Genomic DNA, 25,176 nt, shown 5'->3' on the forward strand with positions numbered 1-25,176 from the left:
GGAAGGAAAGGGTGAAAGTGAACCAAACCAATGAACTTCTCAAGGGTGTTTTTGAGTGGATTTTGTCGGTATCGGTAATGGCCGCCATTACGGTAGTGTTGATCATGCTAACCCAACGTGTCCTGCATAAACGGATAAAACCAAGATGGCACTATCTCCTGTGGTTATTGGTCATGGTGCGACTGCTCCTACCCTGGGACCTGGAAAGCGATTTAAGCATCTACAATTGGATAGCTTACTCTGGTGGCATTCACGAAATCGACTCCGTGGTTCAGATAGGAACACAAGAGAGATTGGCTGCTGTGGACTCAGTAGGTACTATTTTGTACAGGTACTCCATGTATGTATGGTTGCTTGGTATTGTCGTATTTGGCATATACACGGTGGTGATTAACCGTAAATTTGCGCGGAAAATAACAAAAGAAACGAGTCCGATTACAGACGCCGGCATCCTGCAATTGTTTTCCCGATGCCAAGAGCTAATGTCGGTACATAAACCCGTTACACTAGTCGTATCGGATCAATTGACGATGCCCACGCTTTTTGGATTCTGGAAACCACGGTTAGTTATACCTCAGAGGGTGATTAATAGCTTAAGCCAGGAACAATTGCGGCATATCTTTCTGCATGAGCTGGCCCACTGCAAACGGAATGATATTGGCATCAATTGGATCATGCAATTTTTATTGATTATTCATTGGTTCAATCCTGTTCTTTGGTACGCGAATCAACGCATGCGCGAGGATCAGGAGATTGCAAGCGACGCGTTAGCACTTTCTTATCTTGAGCCAGCGGGAAGAGACAGTTACGGATATACGCTCATTCAGTTATTGGAAAGCTATGTACGTCCTGTAAGTGTACCTGGCAATGTTAATTTATCGGGCAGTAAGTCACAGTTAAAAAGGAGAATTATCATGATTAAACAGTTTCAATTTAATTCGTACCGTTGGTCGTTCGTTGGCTTAGCTGCTGTTTTGATAATTAGCGGATGTTCATTGACGAATGCGACGAATACGGATAAGCAAGCTTCGGCTCCACCGAGCTCTCCGGCTATTGATCAAAAGACGACGGAAACAACAAATACTGCAAACTCAACAGATACAACAAATACAAGTACGCAGACAACTGATACGGATAAAAAGCCGGAAACAACAGGTGATACACAAACTATTAACTCCGTGACACCGACTGCACCACCAAAAGTTACCGCGGAAGAAGCTAGGCCAACAGCAGTAGTATCAAGAACGAACGAGTCGAAGCCTTCACCGGTAGCCTCCGTCACAGAGGCAAGACGTGCTGCGGCTCAGGCAGCGGAGAGTCCAAGACAAGCACCTGCTGCATCACGACAAGCGAGTGAGGTAACGGCAGTGCCTTCATCCCGAGATGTCAAAAGGCCGACGGCAGTGCCAGCACCGGTACCGGATACTCGGCCGGCACAGGCTGAGCCAACCGCCAGAGTGCTAACTCCGGAGCAAGCGGCTCAGTAAACTTTCAGGGCAAAGTTAACCAAGAAGAAGATACCTTTGAGGGTGTTTTCTTCTTTTTCTATACGAATCTTTGTGAAAACTTGACCAAAATTTAGGGAAAATTGATATAAAATGATACTTCCTCACGGTATAATTTAAACATTATACGAGAAGGGGTCGAACTATGTCGTCACTATTGCAAAAACAGAGTTTAACATCGGAACAGCTTCAATTGCTTGCTTCCGAGATGAGTAAGAAACAGAAATCAGGTGGTATTGCATGGCTACTCTGGTTTTTCACTTGCTCATTTGGAGGTCACCGTTTCTATTTAGGTCGAATTGGAACAGGAGTAGCTATGTTACTCACACTTGGCGGTTTGGGTATTTGGTCACTCGTTGATTTGTTCCTGTTATCAGGGATGATTAGAGATACGAATGAAAAAGTTGAGAATGAGATTATTTCCGAAATCCGTCTGATCCACCAAGCGCGAGCCAACTCAGAAGCTGCTGTAGCGCAGGCATAACGAACATCATATTATGGATAATTTAAATTTATTGCGTACGCTAACACTGGAAGAACTAGCTATTTTAGAAGCAGAACTGCTGAAGAAGCGCAAATCTAAGGAAGTTGTATGGGCGCTATGGTCTGTGCTGCATTATTTTGGAGCTCACCGTTATTATACAGAGAATTATCTGTATGCCAGCATGATGTTTGCTGCTACGGTCGTTCCGGGTCTTGCGATCATTCTACTGGTGGTCTACACAGAGTTAGAAGCATTTAGTTACTTTCTTTTATGGTTTAGCATAGCCATATTAGCTGGATCTTTGCTTTGGAGCTGGATCGATGCTTTTTTTCTAAACAGAAGAATAGAAGAGATGAATCAGGAGCAGGAACGTGTAGTGATTCGTCGTATCAAAGCAACAAGTATGAACCAATAAGAATGAGGCCGTCAGAAACCACAAGGTTTCAAACGGCCTCTCTTTTTTATACGCAATGACCACACTAATTAATCAACAATGTAAGTAAAACCACGCCAAGAAAAGCTTTCGTGACCTTATGCTGTTCGACAATGGATTGACGGAGCTCGGCAGCTTGTACGAGGTGGCGCAGTGAGAACAATCATCTGTGTCGAAAGGGTTAACTGTTAATCAGTTAGCCCTCTTTTACAGGTTAGGAAGCTATTTATCTTTCGACAAATCAGGTAATATATATATTATAAATGATTGCCAATATTTTATAGTTGAAATGAGGTCTAGAAGTGCATCATTTGCATGGTACATACGATATGGTTTTAGTTGCATTTTCCTATGTGGTTGCTGTCGTGGCATCCTATACTGTCCTCGATTTAGTAGGAAGAATCAGCACGTCCAAAGGGCTGTTTCGCTGGTTATGGCTCCTTTTCGGAGCGATCGCAATGGGGCTTGGCGTATGGTCCATGCATTTTGTCGGGATGCTTGCATTTTCGCTGAACATTTCAGTTGCCTATAACTTAGTCAAAGTCATACTTTCCGTCGTGGTCGTTATCGCGGCTTCCTTCCTTGCCTTGTATGTAGTTGGCCGCAGTCAATTATCTTGGCGATTATTACTTGTAGGAGGGCTGCTGCTCGCAACGGGCATCTCGGCTATGCATTACATCGGGATGGCGGCAATGGAGATTCATATTTCCTATAAGCCTGTATATTTCGTACTATCGATTCTCATTGCTATTGTGGCGTCCATCGCGGCGTTATGGTTAGCATTCTATTTCCGTAAGGGCACAGAGCCAAGTAGAATGTGGAAAAAGCTAGGCAGCGGCTTAATCATGGGAGCTGCCGTGGTAGGCATGCACTATACGGGCATGTATGCAGCGCAATTTCAAATGCTCGATGCACTAGACGAAACGAAGGGTATGTTTCTGGATCAGAAGCTTCTCGCTTATACGATTGCAGGGGGTACATTGTTCACGTTAGGTTTGTCGCTTTTTGGCATATTTATTTCCAATCGATTGTCACGCAAAGATACCGAAATTCAGGAACATGAGAAATGGTATAGATCATTATTTGAAAATAATCAGGATGGCATCATTTCAATTAATATGCAGTATCGCATTATTGGGTTCAATTCCGCTATTACGCAGCTCACAGGGCTAACCGGTGAATGGTTTCGCAATCAGACGATCGACAATATTCTACATTTCATTGTACCGGAAGATCAGGAGCGCACGAGGGAGATGTTTGTAAAGTCGCGCAGCGGCGAGATGCAAACTTATCAGACTGCGATTATCCACGAGCAAGGGCACCGAGTCGAACTCAGTGTGATTAACGCTCCGGTCATCCTCGATGGACAAGTTGTCGGCAGCTACATCATTGCCAAAGACATTACAGAAGAAAAGCAGTCCAAAGAGAAAATTCAACATCTCGCCTTTCATGATGAGTTGACGGGAATGCCGAACAGACGAATGTTCAATGAAGTGCTGGGCCAAATGATCGATAGTGAAGCTGAGCAGTTCGCTGTTATGGTAATGGATCTGGATCGGTTTAAATTAATTAATGATTCGCTTGGGCATACGTATGGAGACCAATTTTTGCAGGAGATGTGTGAGCGTATCCGTCGGTGCATGGAGGGCATGAATGTGACCTTGGCGCGTATGGGCGGTGACGAGTTCACACTGCTCTGTGACAGCCGTTACGATAGAGAAGAAGTTGCCGATTTGGCTGAACAAATCATCAGAGCGATTGGCGTACCGTATCGTCTTAAAGAGAATGACTTCTACGTTACAGCGAGCATTGGTATTGCCCTCTATCCGAACGACGGCGCGGATGGGGTGCAGCTGCTCAAAAATGCGGACACTGCGATGTACGAAGTGAAGAAAAACGGCAAGAACGGGTACCAGTTCTATACGGGCGAATTAAACGAGCAGCTGCAGGAGAAAATTGAGCTGGAAGTTGAATTGCGTCAGGCGATCGCGCGCAAACAGCTGTTCTTGAATTATCAGCCGCAAATTCGAGCCGGGGACGGCCAGATGATTGGCGTCGAAGCGCTCGTTCGTTGGAATCATCCGACGAAAGGCACGATTTCTCCAGGCGTATTCATTCCCATAGCCGAAGAAACAGGCATTATTTATGAAATGGGCACATGGGTGCTGAGAGAAGCCTGCCGGCAAATGAAAGAATGGCATCGCGGCGGCGGGCCGTTGATCCCTGTTTCCGTCAATTTATCCTCCCAGCAGTTCCACCAGACCAATTTGGCGATGTACATTAAGGAAATCCTTGAGGAGACGGGGCTTGAGCCGCAATATTTGGAGCTGGAAATTACAGAAAGTATGATGATGGATGCGACGGTTTCCAGAAGTATTCTAAATGAATTGACGGAATCGGGCATTCGGATCAGTCTGGACGACTTCGGAACGGGATACAGTTCCTTAAGTTATCTGAAGCTTTTGCCGATCCACAAGCTCAAAATTGACCGTTCGTTTATCCGTGATATTACGGAGAACAATAATGATAAAGCGATAGTGGCCACGATTATCTCGATGGCGCAGCATTTGAATATGGACGTTATTGCGGAAGGTATTGAAACGAAGGAACAGCTGGATATTCTCATGGATAATGATTGCAAAAAGATTCAAGGTTATTATTACAGCAAGCCGTTGCCTGCTCAAGATGTAGAAGAAGCTTTTTTCGCGCCAATGCGAGCAAGTGGATCATAAAAACGACAAGTTAGAAACCCGATTAGCTCAGTAGAGCTTGTCGGGTTTTTGTTTACTAGTATAAGTAATGTTTACCAAACAAATAATACCATGAGATCTGACAAACGACGTTGGAAGGTGGGGAGTGGCATTGACGGTAAGTGGAACCCTCTCTGACAGTGTTAATTTGATTATGGACGTCATCGGGCACAATCATGATGTCGTTTTGCGAGAAATTATATTAGGAAGTACAGGGCGAAAAGCTGCAATTATCTATATTACTACCATCGGGAGTTCGGATGTTATTAACAAAAACGTGATGCAACCACTGATGCAGATGGAAGCGGCTGACGGCGATTCACTCTCAGAACGGTTCAAAGAGAGAGTGCTGGGCACCACGATTTTACTCTCCGAAATCGTGGAAATTGACTCCGTGACGGCGTGTATTCGCAATATTTTATCAGGGAATACCGTACTCATCATTGACCAAATTAACAGCTTTATCATTCTTAGCACGGCACATTTGGAAGGAAGAAGTATTCAAGAACCGAAGTCGGAATCCGTGGTGCGGGGCTCGCGTGAAGGTTTTGTTGAGAACATCTCTAAGAATATTACGCTACTGCGGCAGCGGATCAAAGATCCCACGTTCACGATGCTCCAATATCACGTTGGCAAGCGTACCGAAAGAGAGCTCATTATTGCTTTCATTAAGGATATTGCCAATGATCAGATTGTGGAAGAAGTCTGTCGCAGGATTGAAACGATCGATATTGACGATGCAGCTGAGTCCGGGTCTATTGAACAGTTTATTGAAGATAATACCTTTTCTCCGTTCCCGCAAGTTATGAACACAGAACGACCGGATCGAGTGGTCAATGCCTTGATGGAGGGCAAAGTGGCTATCCTTTTGGATGGCACGCCTTTTGTGCTTATCGTGCCGGTGACATTACCGATGATGCTTTACTCTCCGGAAGACAATAACGAACGCTGGATCTATTCAAGTTTAATCCGCATGATGAGGTACATCCTCGTCGTCGTTTCTCTTTATTTGCCATCCCTGTATATTGCCTTTATTTCCTTTCATCAAGGGCTAATCCCCACCAAGCTGGCCATATCCATCACTTCCAGCAGGGAAGGTGTTCCCTTTCCTACCTTCGTGGAAGCCATGATGATGGAAATAACGATTGAAATACTACGTGAAGCCGCAATTCGGCTGCCCAAACCAATCGGGCAAGCGATTGGCATGGTCGGCGGCTTAGTCATCGGGCAATCGGCGGTACAGGCGGGTATTGTGAGCCCGATCATGGTTATTGTCGTGGCTGTGACGGCAATCGCATCGTATACGATACCTATATATTCGGCGGGAATTGCCATGCGTTTGCTAAGGTTCTTCATGATGCTGGCAGCCGCAGTGTTAGGCTTGTACGGGATTATTATGGTTACGCTGCTGCTCCTCTCCCACATGATGAAGCTAAAAAGCTTTGGGACTAATTATGCAGGCGTGTACGTGCATTATCACCCTTCAGACTGGAAAGATTCAATCATTAAATATCCCTTGAAATGGATAAAAGACCGTCCAAAATTGTTAGATCCTAAAGATAAGAAACGAGCAAATTAAAGCAACTATTTAAAGGGGAAATGGACACATGAAGATCGTGCGAAGTGATCAGATTTCGTTATCGCAATTAACTGTCTTAAACACGTCCATGATTCTCGGACTGTCCGTTCTCACGCTGCCAAGGGCCACTTCTGAGAAGATCGGTACCCCAGACATATGGATCAGCATCATCATAGCGGGGTTAATCTCTATACTGTTAGCTGTCATTTGTACGAAGGTAAGTCAGCGGTTTCCCGGAAAAACTTTTTTTGAATACAATAAGCAGATTGTCGGTAAAGCGATCGGAATAGCTTTTAGTGTCATATTTTGCGTTTATTATATTTTGATGGCTGCATTCGAGGTGCGTATGCAAGCCGAGGTGATCAGGCAATTTCTATTAGATCAGACACCGATTGAAATGACCATGATCACGTTTCTGTTTGTTGCCGGTTATTTGCTCCTGGGACAAATAAACCCCATTGCCCGACTCATGGAATTTTTATTGCCGATTACCTATATAAGCATTCTGTTTGTTATGCTGCTCAGCGTCCAAGACTTTGATGTCGATAAGTTGCGCCCGGTTCTAAGCGAAGGGATGCGTCCTGTTTTAAATGGCCTTCTCTCGACGGCACTTTCTTATTCAGGTTTTGAGTGTATTATGGTGTTCTCCGCTTTTGTGGATAAGCCCCAAAAAATGGTGCGTTCAGCTATCATCGGTGTTGGCTTGATCATCGTCTTATACACGATCAATGCGGTAATTGTTATTGATGTACTAGGTGTCTCAGAATCCAGTACGTTAACCTGGCCGACCTTGGAATTAATCAAAAACGTGGAGATGGCTGGCTTTTTTTTAGAGAATTTTGAAGTCATCTTTATTGCTGTTTGGCTTGTTGAGATTTTTACTACCTATATTATCTCTCATTACATCGCAAGTCTTGGTATCAGCCAGTTGTTTGGCGTCAATATCAATTATGTGCATATCGGTTTGTTGATTGTTATTTATATCATTGGCATTTATCCAAGCGATTTGAACGGCAGTATCAAGCTAGGAGAAATCATTGGCAACTTGTCCTTATTCACTGCTGGAGTCATGCCAATCTTATTATTATTCCTTGCAGCACTTAGAAAAAGGGGACATACACCGTGAAACAACCTGCAAAACGGACTGTCTTATTCCTATCCTTGCTGTCATTCATTGTACTGCCTGGGTGCTGGGATAAACGGGAAATTGAACAGATTGGCATGATTACCGGAATCGGGCTGGATCAAGGGGAAGACTCAACCGACCACCGGATAAAAATGACGCAACAATTCGTCAACACGACTATCGGATCGAAAGAAGGCGTAGTAAAAGGATATTATAACCTTACGGATGAAGGCTCCAATATATTTGAAATCGTTAGAAGAACGTCAACCCGGACGGATCGTTCTCCCTATTATACGCATTTGAAGGTCATTATTTTAAGTGATAAGATCACATCAACCTCCCAGTTGATGGACTTAATAAACTTTTTTCAGCGGGACCATGAGATGAGACGTACCGTGCGTGTGTACTTTTCCAAAGGGCCTGCGAGCACGATTCTTGAAAAAACGACGGAAAATAAAGAGATTCCGGCCTTTAATATTTTTTATAAATCCCGAAATCATTACAAAACGCTAGAGATGCCTCGTCAATTAACCTTAGGAGAGATGTCCGTCTATCTATCTAGTCAACAAAGCTTCCTTGTTCAAGTAATTGGTCTTATAAATGGGTCCGAGATGCAAGGAGCTGCTATCGTTTCAGGAAAAAAGAAGCGTTTAATCGGTTGGTTGAACAGAGAGGAGGTTTCGGGAATCAATTGGATTTTGGGAACTAAGAGTGGAAGTAAAGGAGGAATCATCACAATCATAGATAAGAAAACGAAGAAGGACATTATCTATGAAGTTGATCATATCGCTACAAAAATAAAACCCAAGGTGGAGGGTGAGCAGATCACATTTCACGTTTCCATTGATTCTGAAGGTCGTCTTGGGGAAGATTGGACCGTGAATGATGCTTTTGATGAGGATTTTATTAAAAAGACGGATGAACAGATAGCGGAAGAGGTAAAGCGTATTGTGGAACAAAGCATTGCCAAAATAAAGGACACCTATAAAGCGGATGTTGCTGGCTTTGGGGAACAATTTAGAATCAAGAACTACAAGGAATGGAAGAAAGTAAAGGATGACTGGGATGATGCGTTCAGCCGTTCAAACGTAGAGGTAGAGGCAAAAGTGCACATTCGAGAGTTCGGATCGAAAGGAAGGAAGGTTCCCAAGATTCCCAAAACCTAAGACCAACAATAGGGGAGGAATCTGAAAAGCCTACGCAAAGCCAATCATTAGTGGCTTTGCGTAGACTATTGTCGTGTATTTAATCAATTCGATATCTATTGATTTCCCATTTACTGCATCGAACTCTACAGTCGTTTGCCGTAATTCTGATATGCGCCATACACATTTTGATTGCTGGCAGATTCGAAGTTCCAGGCTACAAAAGACACCTAGGGGGTGCCCTTAGTACTAGGTTTCTTTTGACATAGATCAGCATAGGAGGTTTCAGAGTCCTTATGGCGAATAAATAGGTGATTGTCTAAGAACGCCGGAGGTGGAACATGAAAGCGCTATTTATTGGAGGAACAGGAACAATTAGTTCAGCAATTACGAAGCAGCTGCTGGACAGTGGATGCGAGCTTTATCTGTTGAATAGAGGCACAAGAAATGAATCGTTGCCAGCGGGGGCTAACTTGCTCACTGCAGACATTCGGGATGAAGAGCATGTCGCTAGTCTAATTGAACACTTGGAGTTCGATGTCGTTGCGGATTTCATCGCGTTCGAACCAACTCAGCTCGAAAGAGATTATCGCTTATTTCAAGGTAAAACCAAACAATTTATATTCATAAGTTCAGCGTCTGCGTACCAAACACCGCTGTCTGATTATAGAATTACGGAAGGGACGCCTTTATCGAACCCGTATTGGGAGTACTCGAGGAACAAGATTGCTTGTGAGGATTACTTACTCAAGATGTACCGCGACCATGGTTTTCCCATTACGATCGTAAGACCGAGCCACACCTATGATGAACGCTCCATACCGCTTGGTGTGCACGGCAGTAAAGGCAGCTGGCAGGTTGCCAAACGTATGCTGGAGAACAAGCCCGTCATCATTCATGGAGACGGCACTTCGCTGTGGACAATGACGCATAATAGCGACTTTGCTAAAGGTTTTATTGGACTTATGGGCAATATTCATGCTATTGGGGAGTCCGTACATATCACTTCCGATGAGACGCTGACTTGGAATCAAATTTATGAAGCTATTGCTGATGCACTAGGGGTCAAACTGCAGGCGGTTCATGTTTCGTCTGAATTTCTGGATGCGTGCAGCACGGAGAATTACAGAGGCGGATTGCTCGGAGATAAGGCGAATTCCGTTGTTTTCGACAATGCGAAGCTGAAGCGGCTTGTTCCGGAGTTCGTTGCGACGACTCGTTTTGATCAAGGGATTAAAGCGACTGTCGCCCATATTTTAGCTAAACCCGAGTTACAAAGAGAAGATCAGGAATTCGATCAATGGTGCGATAAGGTGATTCGGGCCCTAGAAGCGGCTGTACAGGCAATTCGGGAATAGATTCGAAGGGGATGGCTAATGAATATAACGGTTGATACCAGAAATAACTCCAGAGTCGCTATTGTGCAAAGTGAAGACATCCTCATAAGTAATGTGCAGGAGGCTTTGGATTTAATGGCGTCTGTTCAATATCTGGAAGAGTGCCACAAAATTTTGATGGACAAATCTAACATTTCAGAAGACTTTTTTGAGCTTAAAACCCGCCTTGCAGGTGAGATTTTGCAGAAATTTACGAACTACAAGGTTAAATTTGCGATTGTTGGCGATTTTGACGTGTATAACAGTAAAAGCCTGAGGGATTTTATCTATGAGTGCAATCAAGGAAACGCAGTTTTCTTCCTCAAAGACAGAGGGGCAGCGCTGGACGCTCTGCACAATGCTAATTAAGGTTATTTCGTCACATCTTTTAGAAATGGAAACTCGGAGGGAACCGTAATGAGCAAGGTTTTACGTTTTGAAATGCAAGTACCGGATCCAGAAAGTACGATCGCGTTTTATTCGAATACCTTCGGATGGAAGTTTACAAAGTTCCCTGGGTCGCGAGATTACTGGTTTATTGAAACTGGGGAGGCGGATGAAAAAGGCATTGACGGAGGGTTAATGAAATCGCCAGATGGTGTGGCTAGAACGGTTAATTCGATTCATGTATCCTCCATCGATGATTTTTTAGCCTCCATTCCTGCCAATGGCGGAGCCATTGTTGTTCCCAAAATAACGATGCCAGGAATGGGGTATCTTGCCTATTTTACGGATCCTAGCGGCATGCTCCTTGGGGTTTCGCAGGCAGATCCAAACGCACGTTAAACGAAAAAAAAGCACTGTTCCTCCACGTTGGAAGGAACGGTGCTTTTTTAATAGGCTGCTTAAAAGCTGCTTAAAAATCAAAGTTGTCCGGATCGGGTCCGACACGTCGATTCTCGTTCAAGGCATCAATACGAGCCATCTCTGCATCCGTTAACGCGAAGTCAAAAACGTTGGCGTTATCGATGATGCGCTGCTCTTTGATTGACTTCGGAATCGTCACAATGCCGCGCTGCAGATCCCAACGGAGAATGACTTGAGCAACCGACTTGCTGTGGCTAGCGGCGATGTCATTAAGAACCGGGTGATCGAATAGCTGGCCCTGCATGAGCGGAGACCAAGCTTCTAACTGAATATTATGCGCTTTGGAGAAGCTGAGGAGCTCTTGCTGTGACAGAAGCGGGTGAAGTTCAACCTGGTTCACCATTGGCACGATTTCCGCGTCTTTCATCACATCTTCGAGATGATGAATTTGGAAGTTGCTGACGCCGATCGCTTTCACGCGGCCCTCTTTGTACAGGGTTTCCAGAGCACGCCAAGCTTCTTTATATTTCCCTTTGACCGGCCAGTGAATGAGGTACAGGTCAAGATATTCCAGCCCCAACTTGGATAAGCTGGCTTCATAGGCGGCAATTGTCGACTCATAGCCAAGATTTGCGTTCCACACCTTGGAGGTTACGAACAGATCCTCTCTAGCGAGTCCTGTTTCAGCAAGGGCCTCGGAAATGGCTTGTCCGACGCCTGTCTCATTCCCGTAAATAGCGGCCGTATCAATACTGCGGTAGCCGCTTCGAATGGCTGCTTTGACAGAGCTTACTACCTCGGAACCGTCTTCTACTTTGAAAACACCTAACCCGAACCATGGCATTTGAACGCCGTTCAGCAGGGTAGTTGTGGATTGTAAATGGTTGATCGTCATGCGTAATTCCTCCTCATGTAACTGTGTATATATGGGCCAACCGGCCTCATCGCATCATAAAATCCTCACCATCAGTAGGATGTCACCTGTTGGCAATTGCTATTATGAACGTTTCATGAGGAGATGAAAAGTACGTACTTTTTAGTACGATAGTTACTCTTCTGTGACTATTGGTGCTTAAATGATCCTATATTCCTCGATTTTACGGTACAAAGTCGTTCTTCCAATCTGCAATTTGGCGGCAGCCTTGCTGAGATTCCATTCAGAAGCAGTCAGTGCCATCTTGATCGCCTTAATTTCCGCTTCTTTTAGTGTTAGAGGGTAATCTTCGCTGGCGGCTTCGCCTGTAAGCTCATCCGCATCTTCCAGCATTAGATGCTCAGCATCAATCGGCTGATCTCCAGCCAGGAAGATTGCTTGCATCAGAATGCCGCTCAGCTCTCTGATATTGCCTAGCCAATTGTAGGCCAACAGCTTGCGCTTGGCGGCTTCCGTGAAGGCGCAGCACGGTGAAGCATGCTTCTGAAGCAGATGAAGCGCCAATGTCAGGATATCGCTTCTTTCCCGTAGAGCAGGCAGCGTAATCGGGATGCCCTTCAGCCGATAATAAAGATCGGCCCGGAATCCGCCGGCCTTCACTTCTGCGGCCAAATCCTTATTCGTTGCGGCAATTACGCGCACATCAACGGCTTTGCTTTTCGCGCTCCCAACCGGAGTAATCCTACCGTCCTGGAGCACACGCAAAAGCGCAGCCTGCGCCCGAAGGGGCATATCGCCGATTTCATCGAGGAAAATCGTGCCTGTATGCGCAGCCTCGAATTTTCCGATATTGCCCTCTTTGCTTGCACCAGTGAAAGCGCCGCGGGCATAGCCGAACAATTCGCTTTCGACGAGACTGTCTGGGATGGCACTGCAGTTAAGTGCAATGAACGGCCCTCCCGATCGGACGCTTGCCGTATGAATGGATTGTGCAAACAATTCCTTGCCGACACCACTTTCACCCAAGAGCAGAACAGGGAAGTCGGAGGAGGAAGCCTTCTGGGCCAGCTCTTTCCTCTGCAAGAACGTCGGACACGTGCCGACGAGATCATCAAACGTGTATAAATGCTGATCATTTCCAGTCACCCTTCGAATGGAGACAGACTGCCACAGCTTTTGATGTTCATTATGTAAAGTTTGAACGGCAAAACCCTCCAGTTTCGGCATGGGTTTACCGATGACGTCGCCGCCCATGATCCGCATAGCGGCGTGATTTGCCCGGAGGATGCGGTTATCTCGGCTAAGCGAGAGCAGGGGCAAAGGATGATGCATGGAGGAGTAATCCAACTCTTTTAGCGTGATGAGGTGTTCCTTCTTCGATTCCTCGAGCAAAATTTTGTTTTGCAACGATTGAGCAGCCAAACAGGCGAGGGTAAAGGTATAGGCATGGAAATTCTCTTGCTTGCCGCTAATATTGACGATTCCGATAAGCTCGCCGATTGCGTTGAAAACAGGAGCAGAAGCGCAGGTCAGGAAATGGTTCGATTTGAAATAATGCTCTTCGGCATGCACACGCACGGGCTTACGCTCTGTAAGAGCGACGCCGATGGCGTTCGTTCCTTTGCGATGTTCAGCCCAATTGGCGCCTACTTGCAGCTGAACCGCCAGTGCTCGACGGGAGAAGTCGATATCTCCTGCTGTGTGAATAATGGTTCCTTCCGGGTTGATCAGCAGTGCCATCTGGCCGGATTCTTTGATGCCGGCATGCATGTGTTCGAAGATTTGCTCGGTGTATTGGATGGTTTGCTCATTTTGCTTGAGTAAAGACTGCATGTGAATTCCTGTTAAAATGTCATCGTCAATGGGGTCGGTGGGCACTAAACCAAGTTCGTGACAGCGCTTCCAAGAAGCTGCCGCTGCTTCGGATAAAAAGTTATTTTCCACGGATAGCAAAAAGATCCCTCCATTGCAATCGTATCTTATCCGATCATACCATAGTTGCTTTTATTAAAGGAGGGCTGCCCGTAAGAATGTCCCAAAATGGAACACATCCTTTGTATCAAAACGGAACATCGAACTTCGTACGCCATTCATAAACCCCGTTGTAACGGGATTTTGTCCGTTGGCACGATTCTTGCTTATCTATTTATGTATACCATTTTAAGGAGGCTGAGCGAGAATGATTTATGCACAACCTGGACAAAACGGATCCAAAGTAACGTTCAAAAAACGGTATGAAAACTTTATCGGCGGACAGTGGGTTGCGCCTGTTAAGGGGCAATACTTCGACAATCCGTCTCCTGTAAATAATCGTGTGTTCTGTGAGATTCCACGCTCATCTTCTGAAGATATCGAGCTGGCTTTGGATGCCGCACATGCTGCCAAAGAGGCATGGGGACGCACGTCGGTTGCTGAGCGCGCTGTTATTTTAAATAAAATTGCTGATCGTATGGAAGCTAATTTGGAAATGCTTGCGGTTGCCGAAACTTGGGATAACGGTAAGCCTGTCCGTGAAACGCTTGCGGCCGATCTGCCGCTGGCGATTGATCACTTCCGCTATTTCGCAGGGAGCATCCGCGCCCAAGAAGGTACGCTCAGCCAATTGGACGACAATATGGTGGCTTACCATTTTCATGAGCCGCTCGGCGTCGTCGGGCAGATCATTCCGTGGAACTTCCCGCTGCTGATGGCGACATGGAAGCTCGCTCCGGCGCTTGCGGCAGGAAATGCCGTAGTTCTCAAGCCGGCTGAGCAAACGCCGGCTTCCATTCTGGTGCTGCTCGAGCTTATTCAAGATTTGCTGCCTCCAGGCGTCGTCAATGTCGTTAACGGCTTCGGCCTTGAAGCGGGTAAACCGCTTGCCTCAAGCAGCCGTATCTCGAAGATTGCCTTTACGGGAGAAACGACAACGGGCCGTTTAATTATGCAATATGCTTCGCAGAATTTGATACCGGTTACCTTGGAGCTGGGCGGTAAGTCTCCGAACATCTTCTTTGAAGATGTGCTTGCGCGGGATGACGCTTTTTTCAATAAAGCGCTTGAAGGTTTTGCTATGTTCGCTCTCAATCAAGGGGAAGTGTGCACGAGCCCGTCGCGCGCATTAATTCAGGAGTCGATTTACGATCAATTTATGGAGAGAGCTCTGAAGCGGGTCGCTTCGATCACACAAGGCAACCCTCTTGATACATCGACGATGATTGGGGCACAGGCTTCAACAGAGCAAGTTGAGAAAATTATGAGCTATATCAACATCGGCTCGCAAGAAGGTGCGGAATGTCTGATTGGCGGTGACAGAGGGAAAGTGGAAGGGGAGCTTTCGGAAGGCTACTATATCCAGCCGACCGTTCTTAAAGGGAATAACAAGATGAGAATTTTCCAAGAGGAGATTTTCGGCCCTGTACTTGCGGTTACGACGTTCAAGAATCAGGAAGAGGCTTTGGCTATTGCGAATGACACGCTCTATGGTCTTGGAGCAGGCGTATGGACGCGCGATATGAACACAGCCTACCGGATGGGCCGCAGCATAGAAGCGGGGCGTGTATGGACGAATTGCTACCATGCATACCCTGCCCATGCAGCTTTTGGCGGATATAAGACTTCAGGCATCGGCCGCGAGAATCACAAAATGATGCTTTCGCATTACCAGCAAACCAAAAACTTGCTCGTTAGCTACAGCCCTGAAGCACTGGGCTTCTTCTAAGAGAGCTGCTGCGATGACGGAGGCAAGCAAGGTTGTTGCTACTGAGGCTGCTCTGGAGCTAATTGAAATCGTGAAAGCCAAACACGGCCCCGTTATGTTTCATCAATCCGGCGGCTGCTGCGACGGAAGCTCTCCCATGTGTTATGCGCAGGGGGAGTTCCTGATCGGCGACAGCGACGTTTGGTTGGGGGATATCGGCGGCGCCCCCTTTTATATGAGTAAATCCCAGTACGAATATTGGAAAAACACGATGCTGATCATCGATGTGGTTCCCGGCAGGGGCGGCATGTTTTCGCTCGAAGGCCCGGAGGGCCGGCGGTTTTTGACGCGTTCGAGGATGTTTACGGAGGAAGAGCGGCGCGTGTTAGGTTTGTAAGAAGTGTACGCAGGACCTGGCGATGTTCTATCGCTAGGTCTTTTTGTGCCTCATAAAGTACATGTCAGGGAAATTACAGGGCTCTATTTTTGCCCTAAAGGCTATTGTGCGGTGGGCGGATTCTTGGAGTGCAGCCCTTTTTCATGGTGGATTTTACAGCAAAAGTACGAATATACTAAAGGTAAGCGATTTCATTCTAAAAGGAGGAGTATGCGGATGGAAATCTCATTGACTACCCTGCAGGATCAAAGAATGCTGCTTACCCCACATATGCGGCAGTCTATGGAGATTCTTCACATGTCTTCCTCGGATTTGCATGAGTTGGTGAAACAGCAAGCAAATGAGAATCCTTTTATCGAACTTAAGTATAGACATCCGGCAAACCGCCCAATTAGAGGTTCTAATAACGATTGGCGGCTCAATGTCGATCATAACGCCACGCCTACGTTAGAATCGGTTTTACTAGAACAGATAGCCTGTATGAATTTGGAAAGTGTTCTAAAGGTACTCTGCAAATGGATCATCGGAAATCTGGATGCAAAGGGCTACCTTCCCTATACGAGAGATGAAATTTCTGCCATTCAAGGCTCCTCGTTGGAGCTAGTGCGTCAGGCTATTCAAATTATCCAAAGCTTAGAGCCATACGGCGTAGGGGCTTCAACCTTAGCGGAATGTCTTCTCCTCCAATTGCAGCAGATGAAGGGAATAGACCCGTTGGTGGTAGATTTGATCCAACAGGATTTGCCCGAAATTGCCGCTGGCAAGCTTCATCAGTTAGCGGTCAAATACGGGACAGAGTTACCACGCATCCAAGCAGCGATTGAACAGATAAAAGCGCTCAACCCTAAGCCTGGAGCGATGTACAGCAGAGAACAGCCGCAGTATGTAGTACCAGATCTCAAGTTGAAGCTGGTAGAGGGGAAGTATACTGTTTTTCTGGAAAACGCAGCGATTCCGGGCATTACACTCAGCGATTCCTATTTTCGTCTGATGGAGCAGAAGGCTTCGCAAGAGTCTTACCGCTTCTTGAAACAGCAATGGCAAGCAGCAAAGGGGCTCATGGACAGCATTGAGCGAAGAAAAGCTACGCTGCTGCAAACCGCAAGCCTCATGTTCGAGTTTCAGGCCGACTTTTGTGCGAAGGGCACCGCTCATATCGGAGCGATGACGATGAAGCAAGTGGCTGAAGCGCTGCAAGTACATGAATCCACCGTAAGCCGTACGGTCAGCCGGAAGTACGTTCAAACCCCGTGGGGGATATTTGAGCTGAAATATTTCTTCTCCTCTTCGATAAAGCTGGCCGATGGAACGTCGGTTTCCTCTTTTTACATCAAGGAAAAGCTTCGCGAAGCGATTGCGGGAGAGAATCGAGACCAGCCTTTCTCGGATCAACAGCTTTCCGAGCTTTTCATCAGCAGGGGCCTCGTCATTTCGCGCCGAACCGTGGCTAAATACAGAGAACAGATGAATGTTCCACCTGCTCTAAAAAGGCGATCTAACGTTTGAAGGTTAAACTTTAAACGCTAAGCTTTTAAAGTTTTCAGATCTTAAAGTTTAAGATTTGAGGTTCAGATCTTAAACTTTAAGATTTGAGGTTCAAATCTTGAAGTTTAAGGCTTGAACTTTACCGTTTAAAGTTTAAACTTTAGACTTTAAACTTTATTCCAGTGAAAGCGTAAAATTAACGAAATATTCCAAATACCCACTCATTCTACTTTCCTATTGCGAATAGGTATATAGATTCAAATCAAGGTAGGAGAGGGGAATTGACTTGACAAAGAACGAAGTCTTAACCACTACCATCACGCTGTCCATAGATAACGGCAGCAGTCATGTCAAGGTCATTTATGACCATCTGGACTGTAGCTTCATTTTCCCTAATGTACTAGCACAACCGTTTGGTGAACGATTTCTTTTGATGGAACAAGGTGATCCCTTGGATTTCCTCGACGTTCAAATTACATCGCCTGCCATTGAAAGTGATCAGTACCGACATGTTTACGTGGGAAATCTCGCTATTGGCGATGAAGGTATTCTTCACGAGATTGTCGGAGATAAAGCTGTGCAAAAGAAAGCCCAGAGACCGGAGACCATGGTGACGCTTCTGACAGCTGCCGCTTATGCCATTGCCAAACAACATGAGGACGCAATCAAGCAGGGTAAAAAGCGGATTAAAGCTGCCGTAAACCTGGGCACCGGCCTGCCGATTCGCGAAATTACGAAATTCCGCGATGAATTTGCCCGTAAAATTACCGGAGGCGTCCACTCCGTCACGTTCGTAACGACCCCTGTTTTCAAAGGGATCACAGTTGAAATGGAATTTTCGCTTCCAACCGATATCAGCATAGACGATGTATCCGGCGTTTATGATTTGGAAGCAACTTCGAAATCCCATCTGTCGCACAAAGGCTTTGGCATTGCCGATGTCGGCGGCGTAGATATGGATATCGCTTTCTTCCGACCAGGGCTTGATCTGGATCAAAGGCACTCGACTGGCGCAAAAATCTATCTCAACGACGCACTCGAAAGCATTCGGAACGAGGTGAATGCGCAAGGCGAGGAGCTGCTTGCAAGCACAGCCGAATTGACGCTCATGCTCGTCAACAAGGAGTATGAGATCTATGCCGAGGGCAAGGTCGTGTTTGATATGACGAGCCTGATCAACAAACACATGCGCATATTAGCGGAGAAAGTGCTGAAGTTCGCCCGCAGCTCCTGGAAGCATGTTCGTTATGCGAACGAGTTCTGGTTTATCGGCGGCGGAGCTGTTGTTTTGCAGCCTTGGATTGAGAAAATAAACGCCGAGCTGGGCCTGCCCATTCGGTTTGATACAGCCGAGCACAGCCAATTCCGGAATGTTCGAGGCACGTTCCTCATGCTGGACCACGCCCTGAAACATGCGGACGAAGTCGCGGCCGGCACAGATGCCAAAGGAGTCTCCGAGAACGGGAGCGGTCAGGATTGAAAAAACGCCGATCCACCGTCTACGTTCGCTCTGGCAAGGATGTAACTTTGTATATTCCATCAGATACGCCCACTGAGGTCATCGATTATTTAAACCAGTTGAAGATGGATGGCTATTTTAGCCAAGGTATTATAGATATTTTAACGAAATATGTTCGCGAAGAGCGCTTGTCAGCATCTGCAACATCTGAAATTGAATTATTTCCCGGGAAAGAAATGTTCCACGATATAGACAGAGTAAGCCCTCCCGTAGAACTGGAAGAGATCGATCCCAAGGTAGAATTGGACGAGCCTCCAGAGCCAGCTCCAGCAGCAGGTGCGGAGGGGGAACAGAAGAAATTCAGCTTGGCACAAATATTCCAGCAGTCCCGGCAAAATTCAGGGAAGCTAGTGCCTACTTCGGATCATGGAAGGGAGCCCGAGTAGGGGGAACTCCATGATTCAGGATAAGGAGGACACCCAAATGGATAACAATCAGGGGAAAGAAGCAGCTAGGCATTTTACATTAACTGATGATATATTTCGTTATCCTGGCATGGATGTTTATACGCAAATGACCGTTATCGTGTTGAAATGCTTCTCCTCAGAATCAAATGTTCCCGATTTGGTTGATATTGCAAAACTTGGTCGGATGAATCTGAAGCAGGTAACGAAAGCGATGCAGAATCTCGTCGAGATGAAAATTATTTCCCAGAAAATGTTTCGCCGGTTGGTCGGTGATTTCCAAGACGATCGGTTATCCTGGGCAGCCAAAGGTCTGCTTGCTTTTTGCAAGGAACATCCTAAGATTGACTTGACCGACTTGTTGGAACTCTCCAGCGAGTCAGGCGAGGATGAGAGCAGCATCCGCAAGGCACTTACGGAACTGCACCAGTATGGTTACTTGGATGAGTATCCGGTCTGGAGTCAAATCGCGAACTGAGGAAAACTGCAAATAACAGGGAAAACTCCTGTTCATGATCAAAAAAAGCTATTCCCCCAAAAATCGGGAGGATAGCTTTTTTTGCATGCTGTCTTTCTTCATGCTTTCTTCAGCAATAAGTATATGAAATAAGGTGCACCGATCAACGCGACCATAATACCGGCGGCAATCCCATCGGGGTCGAGCAAATTGCGGCCGACAGTGTCAGCCAGAAGCAGCAGCCATCCGCCGATTAGAACAGCGACCGGAATAAACAGCTGATTCCTTGGCCCGACCAAAGCTTTTGCGATATGCGGAGCCATAAGCCCGATAAAGGTAATGCCTCCCGTGACGGAAACGGCTGAAGCCGCAAGTGCGACAGCGGTAAGAAGTAGGACGATACGCTCTTTTTCCACCGATACACCAACCCCGATTGCAACGGGCTCGTTAAGACCAAGCAGATTTAACCGGTTGGCTTTGTACAAGGAGAACGGGATGAGCACGATAAGCCAAGGCAGAAGCGCCCAGATGAACGGCCAATCGGTTCCCCAGATGTTGCCTGCCAGCCACTTGGCGATAAAGTCTACCTTCGCACGTTCTGCGGAGGAGATGACGACAATCATGATGCCGGATAAGGCCATGGAGAAGCCAATCCCCATTAACACTAATCGGACGGGTTGAAGACCTTCTTTTCGACTATAAGAGAGCAAGTAGATGCAGGCTGCCGTTAGCAGAGCTCCAATAAAAGCGACTAGCGGTAGAAAATACACGAAAGAGCCTGCTTTTACCGGGAAAAAGAGAAAGAAGACGGCAACGGCGACACCCGCACCGGAGTTTATCCCGATAATGCCGGGATCAGCTAGATCATTGCGTGTAACGCCCTGCAGGATCGCTCCGGATAGCGCAAGTGCCATGCCGGCCAATAAGGTAATCAGAATCCGAGGTAATCGAATTGAAAATAACACAAAGTCTTCTTTGAAGGTCCCCTGACCAAATAGGGTAGGAAGCAGCCGGTTATAGGACAACGACGAGTAGCCTAGCCCCATGCCGATCACAATCGTAACGATGATAAGTGACAGAGCTCCAACTACGAGCAGGCGTTGTTTTCTGAGAATAGATGGATGAATCATGAGAAGGCTTTGCCCCCTTTACGTACGATAAACAGGAAGAAAGGTAAGCCTAGCATCGCCACAATAGCCACTACAGGCGTTTCATACGGCGCATTCATGGTGCGTCCGAGTGTATCTGCGAGCAGCATGAACGTACCGCCTGAGACTGCGGACATTGGAATAATGAACCGGTAATCGGTGCCTACGATAGCACGCACGACGTGCGGTATCATAAGCCCAATGAAAGCCATATTGCCGACAAGGGCGACGGATGCGCCTGCCAATAGAATAATGATGATGAAGAGAATCGCCTTAATTTGCGCCGTTTTTTGCCCTAATCCAACAGCCACCTCTTCGCTTAAGCTAAGAATGGTAAGCTGCCTGGAGAGCAGGAGAGATACCAGCGATCCCACCACGATAAAAGGTACGATCACCTTCAGCTGGTCCCATGATGCGCCGATCAATCCGCCTGCCGTCCACATGGTAACATCTTTTGAGATTTTGAAATAAAGACCGAGCCCCTCGGAAACAGCGTATAAAAAGGCCGAGATCGCAGCTCCGGCGAGAACGATGCGGATGGGTGAAAATCCGCCTTTTTTCATCGCTCCGATGCCGAAAACCAGAAGCGCCCCTATGGCCGCTCCAATGAAACAAGCGAGCATGATACCCAAGTAGCTTGTTGAAGGGAATAAAGCGATGGTTAGGGCGAGTGCTGCGTTGGCACCTGCTGTCAGCCCCAGCAAGCCGGGATCCGCTAGCGGATTACGTGTTATTCCTTGCATAATGGCGCCTGAGACGCCTAAAGCCGCTCCAACGAAAATCCCCGCGATTTCGCGGGGTAATCGAATTTCACGGATGATTGTAATCGCACCGCTTGTGGTGTGTGAAGTTAGTGCCAGCCAGACATCCGAGAGGGTAGCATCCGCTGCCCCAAACACCATAGCAACAACAAACATTCCCACAAACACAAGGAGCCCAAGGGCAAATTTATAACCAAATGAAATGGATTGTTTCATCCGAGACGGCTCCTCCGTGATGTTATTTAAGCAAATTTTTGATGAAGAAATCTAGTTGGTATTCCAGCGTTAAAGGATCGTTGAAGTAGAAAATCTTGGCGTTGGCTTCATAAACGTGACCGTTTTTTGCAGCCGTTGTATTCTTGTACGTCTCTGTTTGTTGGAACGAGTTGTCGGCATCCGGGTTTTTACTGAAAATCACGTAATCGCCCATGAATTGCGGCAGCACTTCCGTCGACAAGGCATAATAGCCTTCTTTCAGAGCTGTTTCCTTCACTTTGGCAGGCATAGGCAATTTCATTTCTTGATAAAGAATTTCTGTCCCGCGCCCCCAGTTATCGCCATATACGTAAAGCTGTTTGTCGAAGCTCTCGATGACGGAAATGGATTTGTCAGCGCCGATTTTGGCTTTAATGTCAGTACCTGCTTTTTGTGCGCGTTTCTTGAAGTCGTCAACCCAAGCTCTCGCTTCACTTTCTTTGTTCAAAAGCTTTCCGATTTCGATATGTTGGGTTAGATAGTCAACTTTCCCATATGTGTATGTAACGGTTGGCGCGATTTTCTTAAGTTTATCTATATTTTTGATTGTGGATAGACCGATAATGAGATCGGGTTTTAGTTCAATGATTTTTTCCAAGTTTTCATCGGAAACTTCCTGCACATCTTTTAGGGTTTTGTCAAAGTTAGGGTTAGCTTTGGACCATGACTCCACGCCGACAAGCTTCACATTTAACGCCATTACGTTTCCTGCAAAAGCAGAAAGGACTATGACACGCTGTGGATTGGCAGGCACTTCAACGGGCCCATCTTCGGACTGGTATGTGATTGTTTTGGACCCAGCCGCAACTGAAGTAGCCGGTGTTGCAGAGTCATCTTCTTTTTTAGGTGCTGCAGATCCGCAAGCGCTAGTAGCTAGTACTAGGATGAAGAGCAGGAATGGAATCAGTATTTTTTTCACTTGAGTAGTCTCCCTTTAGTAAGTTGTAAGTAATGCACATGGGTTTATGGGTCCTAGGATCTCTTCCGATCTCCGCATCAATGTGGAAAACTTGCTTGAGAACTTCAGGCTGCATCACTTCTTCGCAATCGCCAGCTTTGACAATTTCGCCATCTTTCAGAGCGATGATGTAATCCGCGAAACGAGCGGCTTGGTTCAAATCGTGCAGCACCATGACAATCGTTCGGTCTTGTTCCCGATTCAATCGCTGCAACAGCTCCAGCACCTCTAGTTGATGGGCCAAGTCCAAGTAGGTTGTTGGCTCATCCAGAAAAATAATATCGGTTTCCTGGGCGATAGCCAGCGCAATCCAAACGCGTTGCCGTTGACCACCGGATAAGGAATCGACAGGCCTGTATTTGAAATCTTGGGTGCCTGTCACTTCGAGCGCCCAGTCAATGGCTTCATAGTCCTTTTTTGCCAATCGGCCAAAGCCGGTTTGATAAGGGAAGCGGCCATAAGACACTAATTCACCGACGGTCAATCCGCTGGCGCTTTCAGGCGTCTGTGGCAGGATCGCCATTTTTTTGGCGAGAACTTTGGTGTTTTCTTTCGAGATAAGTGCTCCGTCCAGTACGATACGTCCGGATTGGTGAGGAATAATCCGTGTAGTAGCTTTCAAAAGGGTGGATTTACCGCAACCGTTAGCACCGATAATGGTCGTAATTTTTTTGTCAGGAATGGCAACGCTAAGATTTTTGACAATCGAACGTTCTCCATAACCAATGTTGAGTCCATCTATATACAGGCGAACCATAAGACACCTCCAGAATGTTATCGATAGTGATAATCATTATCATTAACATAACTAAACATACTTTAAGTCAACAAATTAAGGTTGTCAATGATTATTTTGTTGTCAAAAGAAAAAAATAGTCTTATAGTTAATTGATAATGATAATCAATTGCATGTAAGTGAAAAGGAGTGAACGTTTATGGAGAATCAGGAATTGTTTGATGTAACGATCATCGGAGGAGGCCCGGCAGGGCTTTACTCTGCTTTCTATAGCGGCTTGAGAGAAATGAAAACAAAGATTATTGAGTATCAGCCACAGCTTGGCGGCAAAGTGCATGTCTACCCGGAAAAGATGATCTGGGACGTTGGCGGTCATACACCGCTGCCTGGCGCAAAGCTGATCGAGAAACTAGTCGAACAAGGATTAACATTCTCGCCGGAGGTTGTCTTAAGTGAGAAAGTCGAGTCGATCTGGCGCAATGAAGAGGGGATCTTTGAACTACTCGCTGCATCCGGCGCAAAGCATTTGTCGAAAACAGTCATAGTCGCAGTAGGCGGGGGCATTCTCAATCCCAAAAGGCTTGAAATCGAGGGTGCGGAACGGTATGAGGTATCTAATTTGAATTATACGGTGAAGTCTCTTGAGCGCTTTAAGGGTAAAACGGTCGTCATCTCTGGCGGGGGCAACTCAGCCGTTGACTGGGCTAATGAGCTGGAGCCTGTGGCTGGAAAAGTCTATTTAACGTATCGCAAAGATGCGCTTTCCGGTCATGAGGCTCAAGTGAAGCAGCTTATGGAAAGCTCTGTGCAATGTATTTTTAATTCTTCGATTTGTAAATTAATTGCCGGTGCAAATCACGAAACGATTGAGCACGTTCAGCTTGAGAATCACGAAACGGGCGAAATTTCGTATTTGGAAATTGATGAAGTCATCATTAATCACGGCTACGAGCGGGATACGACTTTACTTCAAAATAGCGAAGTGAAGATCGAGATCGTAGACGACTATTATATTAAAGGCAGCGCAGCGAGCGAATCTTCCATCGAGGGGATTTATGCAGCTGGCGATATTCTCAATCATGAGGGGAAAGTCCATCTGATCGCCGCAGCCTTCCATGATGCAGCGAATGCTGTAAATAAAGCGAAACAATTCATACAGCCAGGTGCCTACAAGTATGCTATGGTTTCTTCCCATAATGAAGTTTTCAAAGAACGAAATCGGGAACTAGTGAAGCAAATGTTCAGCTAACAGGACTCTTTAAATTGGTTGCTTTGGGAATAATACCTCTCGTACAAGC

23 protein-coding genes are annotated in these 25,176 nt (G+C 46.4%); 17 read left to right on the plus strand and 6 right to left on the minus strand.

What is annotated here, in order from left to right:
* Positions 1-11: 11 nt before the first annotated feature.
* The 10 genes from RQP52_RS25105 (at position 12) to RQP52_RS25150 (ending at position 11,184) form a co-directional block, all read left to right on the plus strand.
* The gene (locus tag RQP52_RS25105) at positions 12-1,487 is read left to right on the plus strand and encodes a M56 family metallopeptidase (protein WP_315954372.1); all 1,476 of its coding nucleotides are present in this window, start codon (positions 12-14) and stop codon (positions 1,485-1,487) included.
* A 163-nt stretch (positions 1,488-1,650) separates the two neighbouring features.
* Positions 1,651-1,989 carry a TM2 domain-containing protein gene (locus tag RQP52_RS25110; protein WP_127454005.1) on the plus strand — a complete coding sequence of 113 codons (339 nt, stop codon included), beginning with the start codon at positions 1,651-1,653 and terminating at the stop codon, positions 1,987-1,989.
* A 13-nt stretch (positions 1,990-2,002) separates the two neighbouring features.
* Positions 2,003-2,404 (plus strand): TM2 domain-containing protein, encoded by a 402-nt coding sequence (locus tag RQP52_RS25115; RefSeq protein WP_315954373.1) that lies wholly within the window; start codon positions 2,003-2,005, stop codon positions 2,402-2,404.
* 320 nt (positions 2,405-2,724) lie between these two features.
* Positions 2,725-5,154, plus strand: coding sequence for an EAL domain-containing protein (locus RQP52_RS25120; protein ID WP_315954374.1), 2,430 nt, complete (start codon positions 2,725-2,727; stop codon positions 5,152-5,154).
* Between the two features lie 130 nt (positions 5,155-5,284).
* Complete coding sequence (locus RQP52_RS25125; protein WP_315954375.1) at positions 5,285-6,751, plus strand: spore germination protein; 1,467 nt, start codon at positions 5,285-5,287, stop codon at positions 6,749-6,751.
* A gap of 28 nt (positions 6,752-6,779) precedes the next feature.
* Positions 6,780-7,877 (plus strand): GerAB/ArcD/ProY family transporter, encoded by a 1,098-nt coding sequence (locus tag RQP52_RS25130; protein WP_315954376.1) that lies wholly within the window; start codon positions 6,780-6,782, stop codon positions 7,875-7,877.
* Positions 7,874-9,043: a Ger(x)C family spore germination protein gene (locus tag RQP52_RS25135; RefSeq protein WP_315954377.1), complete on the plus strand. Its 1,170-nt coding sequence runs from the start codon at positions 7,874-7,876 to the stop codon at positions 9,041-9,043. Before RQP52_RS25130 ends, RQP52_RS25135 begins: the two co-directional genes overlap by 4 nt.
* 320 nt (positions 9,044-9,363) lie before the next feature.
* On the plus strand, positions 9,364-10,380 hold the full coding sequence (locus RQP52_RS25140; RefSeq protein WP_315954378.1) for an SDR family oxidoreductase: 1,017 nt from the start codon (positions 9,364-9,366) through the stop codon (positions 10,378-10,380).
* A gap of 18 nt (positions 10,381-10,398) precedes the next feature.
* Entirely contained in the window at positions 10,399-10,767 is a 369-nt protein-coding gene (locus tag RQP52_RS25145) for a DUF4180 domain-containing protein (RefSeq protein ID WP_315954379.1), read from the plus strand.
* Positions 10,768-10,815: 48 nt separating this feature from the next.
* The gene (locus RQP52_RS25150) at positions 10,816-11,184 is read left to right on the plus strand and encodes a VOC family protein (RefSeq protein ID WP_315954380.1); all 369 of its coding nucleotides are present in this window, start codon (positions 10,816-10,818) and stop codon (positions 11,182-11,184) included.
* Positions 11,185-11,254: 70 nt separating this feature from the next.
* On the opposite strand, the gene RQP52_RS25155 is transcribed toward RQP52_RS25150, so the two are convergent.
* Both RQP52_RS25155 and RQP52_RS25160 read right to left on the minus strand, forming a co-directional pair.
* The gene (locus RQP52_RS25155) at positions 11,255-12,100 is read right to left on the minus strand and encodes an aldo/keto reductase (protein ID WP_315954381.1); all 846 of its coding nucleotides are present in this window, start codon (positions 12,098-12,100) and stop codon (positions 11,255-11,257) included.
* A gap of 177 nt (positions 12,101-12,277) precedes the next feature.
* Positions 12,278-14,023 carry a sigma-54-dependent Fis family transcriptional regulator gene (locus tag RQP52_RS25160; RefSeq protein ID WP_315954581.1) on the minus strand — a complete coding sequence of 582 codons (1,746 nt, stop codon included), beginning with the start codon at positions 14,021-14,023 and terminating at the stop codon, positions 12,278-12,280.
* A gap of 235 nt (positions 14,024-14,258) precedes the next feature.
* Here RQP52_RS25160 and adh point away from each other — a divergent pair, with 235 nt between their 5' ends.
* The 6 genes from adh (at position 14,259) to RQP52_RS25190 (ending at position 20,041) form a co-directional block, all read left to right on the plus strand.
* Positions 14,259-15,779, plus strand: coding sequence for an aldehyde dehydrogenase (gene adh, locus RQP52_RS25165; protein ID WP_315954382.1), 1,521 nt, complete (start codon positions 14,259-14,261; stop codon positions 15,777-15,779).
* 13 nt (positions 15,780-15,792) lie between these two features.
* Positions 15,793-16,155, plus strand: a complete 363-nt coding sequence (locus RQP52_RS25170; RefSeq protein WP_315954383.1) for a DUF779 domain-containing protein — start codon at positions 15,793-15,795, stop codon at positions 16,153-16,155.
* Positions 16,156-16,371: 216 nt separating this feature from the next.
* Positions 16,372-17,661 carry an RNA polymerase factor sigma-54 gene (gene rpoN / locus RQP52_RS25175; protein WP_315954384.1) on the plus strand — a complete coding sequence of 430 codons (1,290 nt, stop codon included), beginning with the start codon at positions 16,372-16,374 and terminating at the stop codon, positions 17,659-17,661.
* Positions 17,662-17,926: 265 nt separating this feature from the next.
* Complete coding sequence (locus RQP52_RS25180; protein WP_315954385.1) at positions 17,927-19,120, plus strand: ParM/StbA family protein; 1,194 nt, start codon at positions 17,927-17,929, stop codon at positions 19,118-19,120.
* Positions 19,117-19,545 carry a hypothetical protein gene (locus tag RQP52_RS25185; protein ID WP_315954386.1) on the plus strand — a complete coding sequence of 143 codons (429 nt, stop codon included), beginning with the start codon at positions 19,117-19,119 and terminating at the stop codon, positions 19,543-19,545. Before RQP52_RS25180 ends, RQP52_RS25185 begins: the two co-directional genes overlap by 4 nt.
* 37 nt (positions 19,546-19,582) lie before the next feature.
* The gene (locus RQP52_RS25190) at positions 19,583-20,041 is read left to right on the plus strand and encodes a hypothetical protein (protein WP_315954387.1); all 459 of its coding nucleotides are present in this window, start codon (positions 19,583-19,585) and stop codon (positions 20,039-20,041) included.
* Between the two features lie 98 nt (positions 20,042-20,139).
* On the opposite strand, the gene RQP52_RS25195 is transcribed toward RQP52_RS25190, so the two are convergent.
* The 4 genes from RQP52_RS25195 to RQP52_RS25210 are packed head-to-tail and all read right to left on the minus strand — an operon-like array spanning position 20,140 to position 23,899.
* A complete protein-coding gene (locus RQP52_RS25195) occupies positions 20,140-21,150 on the minus strand; it encodes a FecCD family ABC transporter permease (protein ID WP_315954388.1) in 1,011 nt (336 codons plus the stop codon).
* Positions 21,147-22,145, minus strand: coding sequence for a FecCD family ABC transporter permease (locus RQP52_RS25200; RefSeq protein ID WP_315954389.1), 999 nt, complete (start codon positions 22,143-22,145; stop codon positions 21,147-21,149). Before RQP52_RS25200 ends, RQP52_RS25195 begins: the two co-directional genes overlap by 4 nt.
* Positions 22,146-22,167: 22 nt before the next feature.
* A complete protein-coding gene (locus tag RQP52_RS25205; protein ID WP_315954390.1) occupies positions 22,168-23,103 on the minus strand; it encodes an iron-hydroxamate ABC transporter substrate-binding protein in 936 nt (311 codons plus the stop codon).
* Positions 23,051-23,899 carry an ABC transporter ATP-binding protein gene (locus RQP52_RS25210; protein ID WP_315954391.1) on the minus strand — a complete coding sequence of 283 codons (849 nt, stop codon included), beginning with the start codon at positions 23,897-23,899 and terminating at the stop codon, positions 23,051-23,053. Before RQP52_RS25210 ends, RQP52_RS25205 begins: the two co-directional genes overlap by 53 nt.
* Positions 23,900-24,077: 178 nt before the next feature.
* Between RQP52_RS25210 and RQP52_RS25215 the strand changes: the two genes are divergently transcribed.
* Entirely contained in the window at positions 24,078-25,127 is a 1,050-nt protein-coding gene (locus tag RQP52_RS25215; protein ID WP_315954392.1) for an NAD(P)/FAD-dependent oxidoreductase, read from the plus strand.
* Positions 25,128-25,176: the final 49 nt, after the last annotated feature.

Origin of the sequence: Paenibacillus violae (assembly GCF_032461945.1) — a bacterium.
In the GTDB taxonomy this organism is placed as follows: domain Bacteria; phylum Bacillota; class Bacilli; order Paenibacillales; family NBRC-103111; genus Paenibacillus_E; species Paenibacillus_E violae.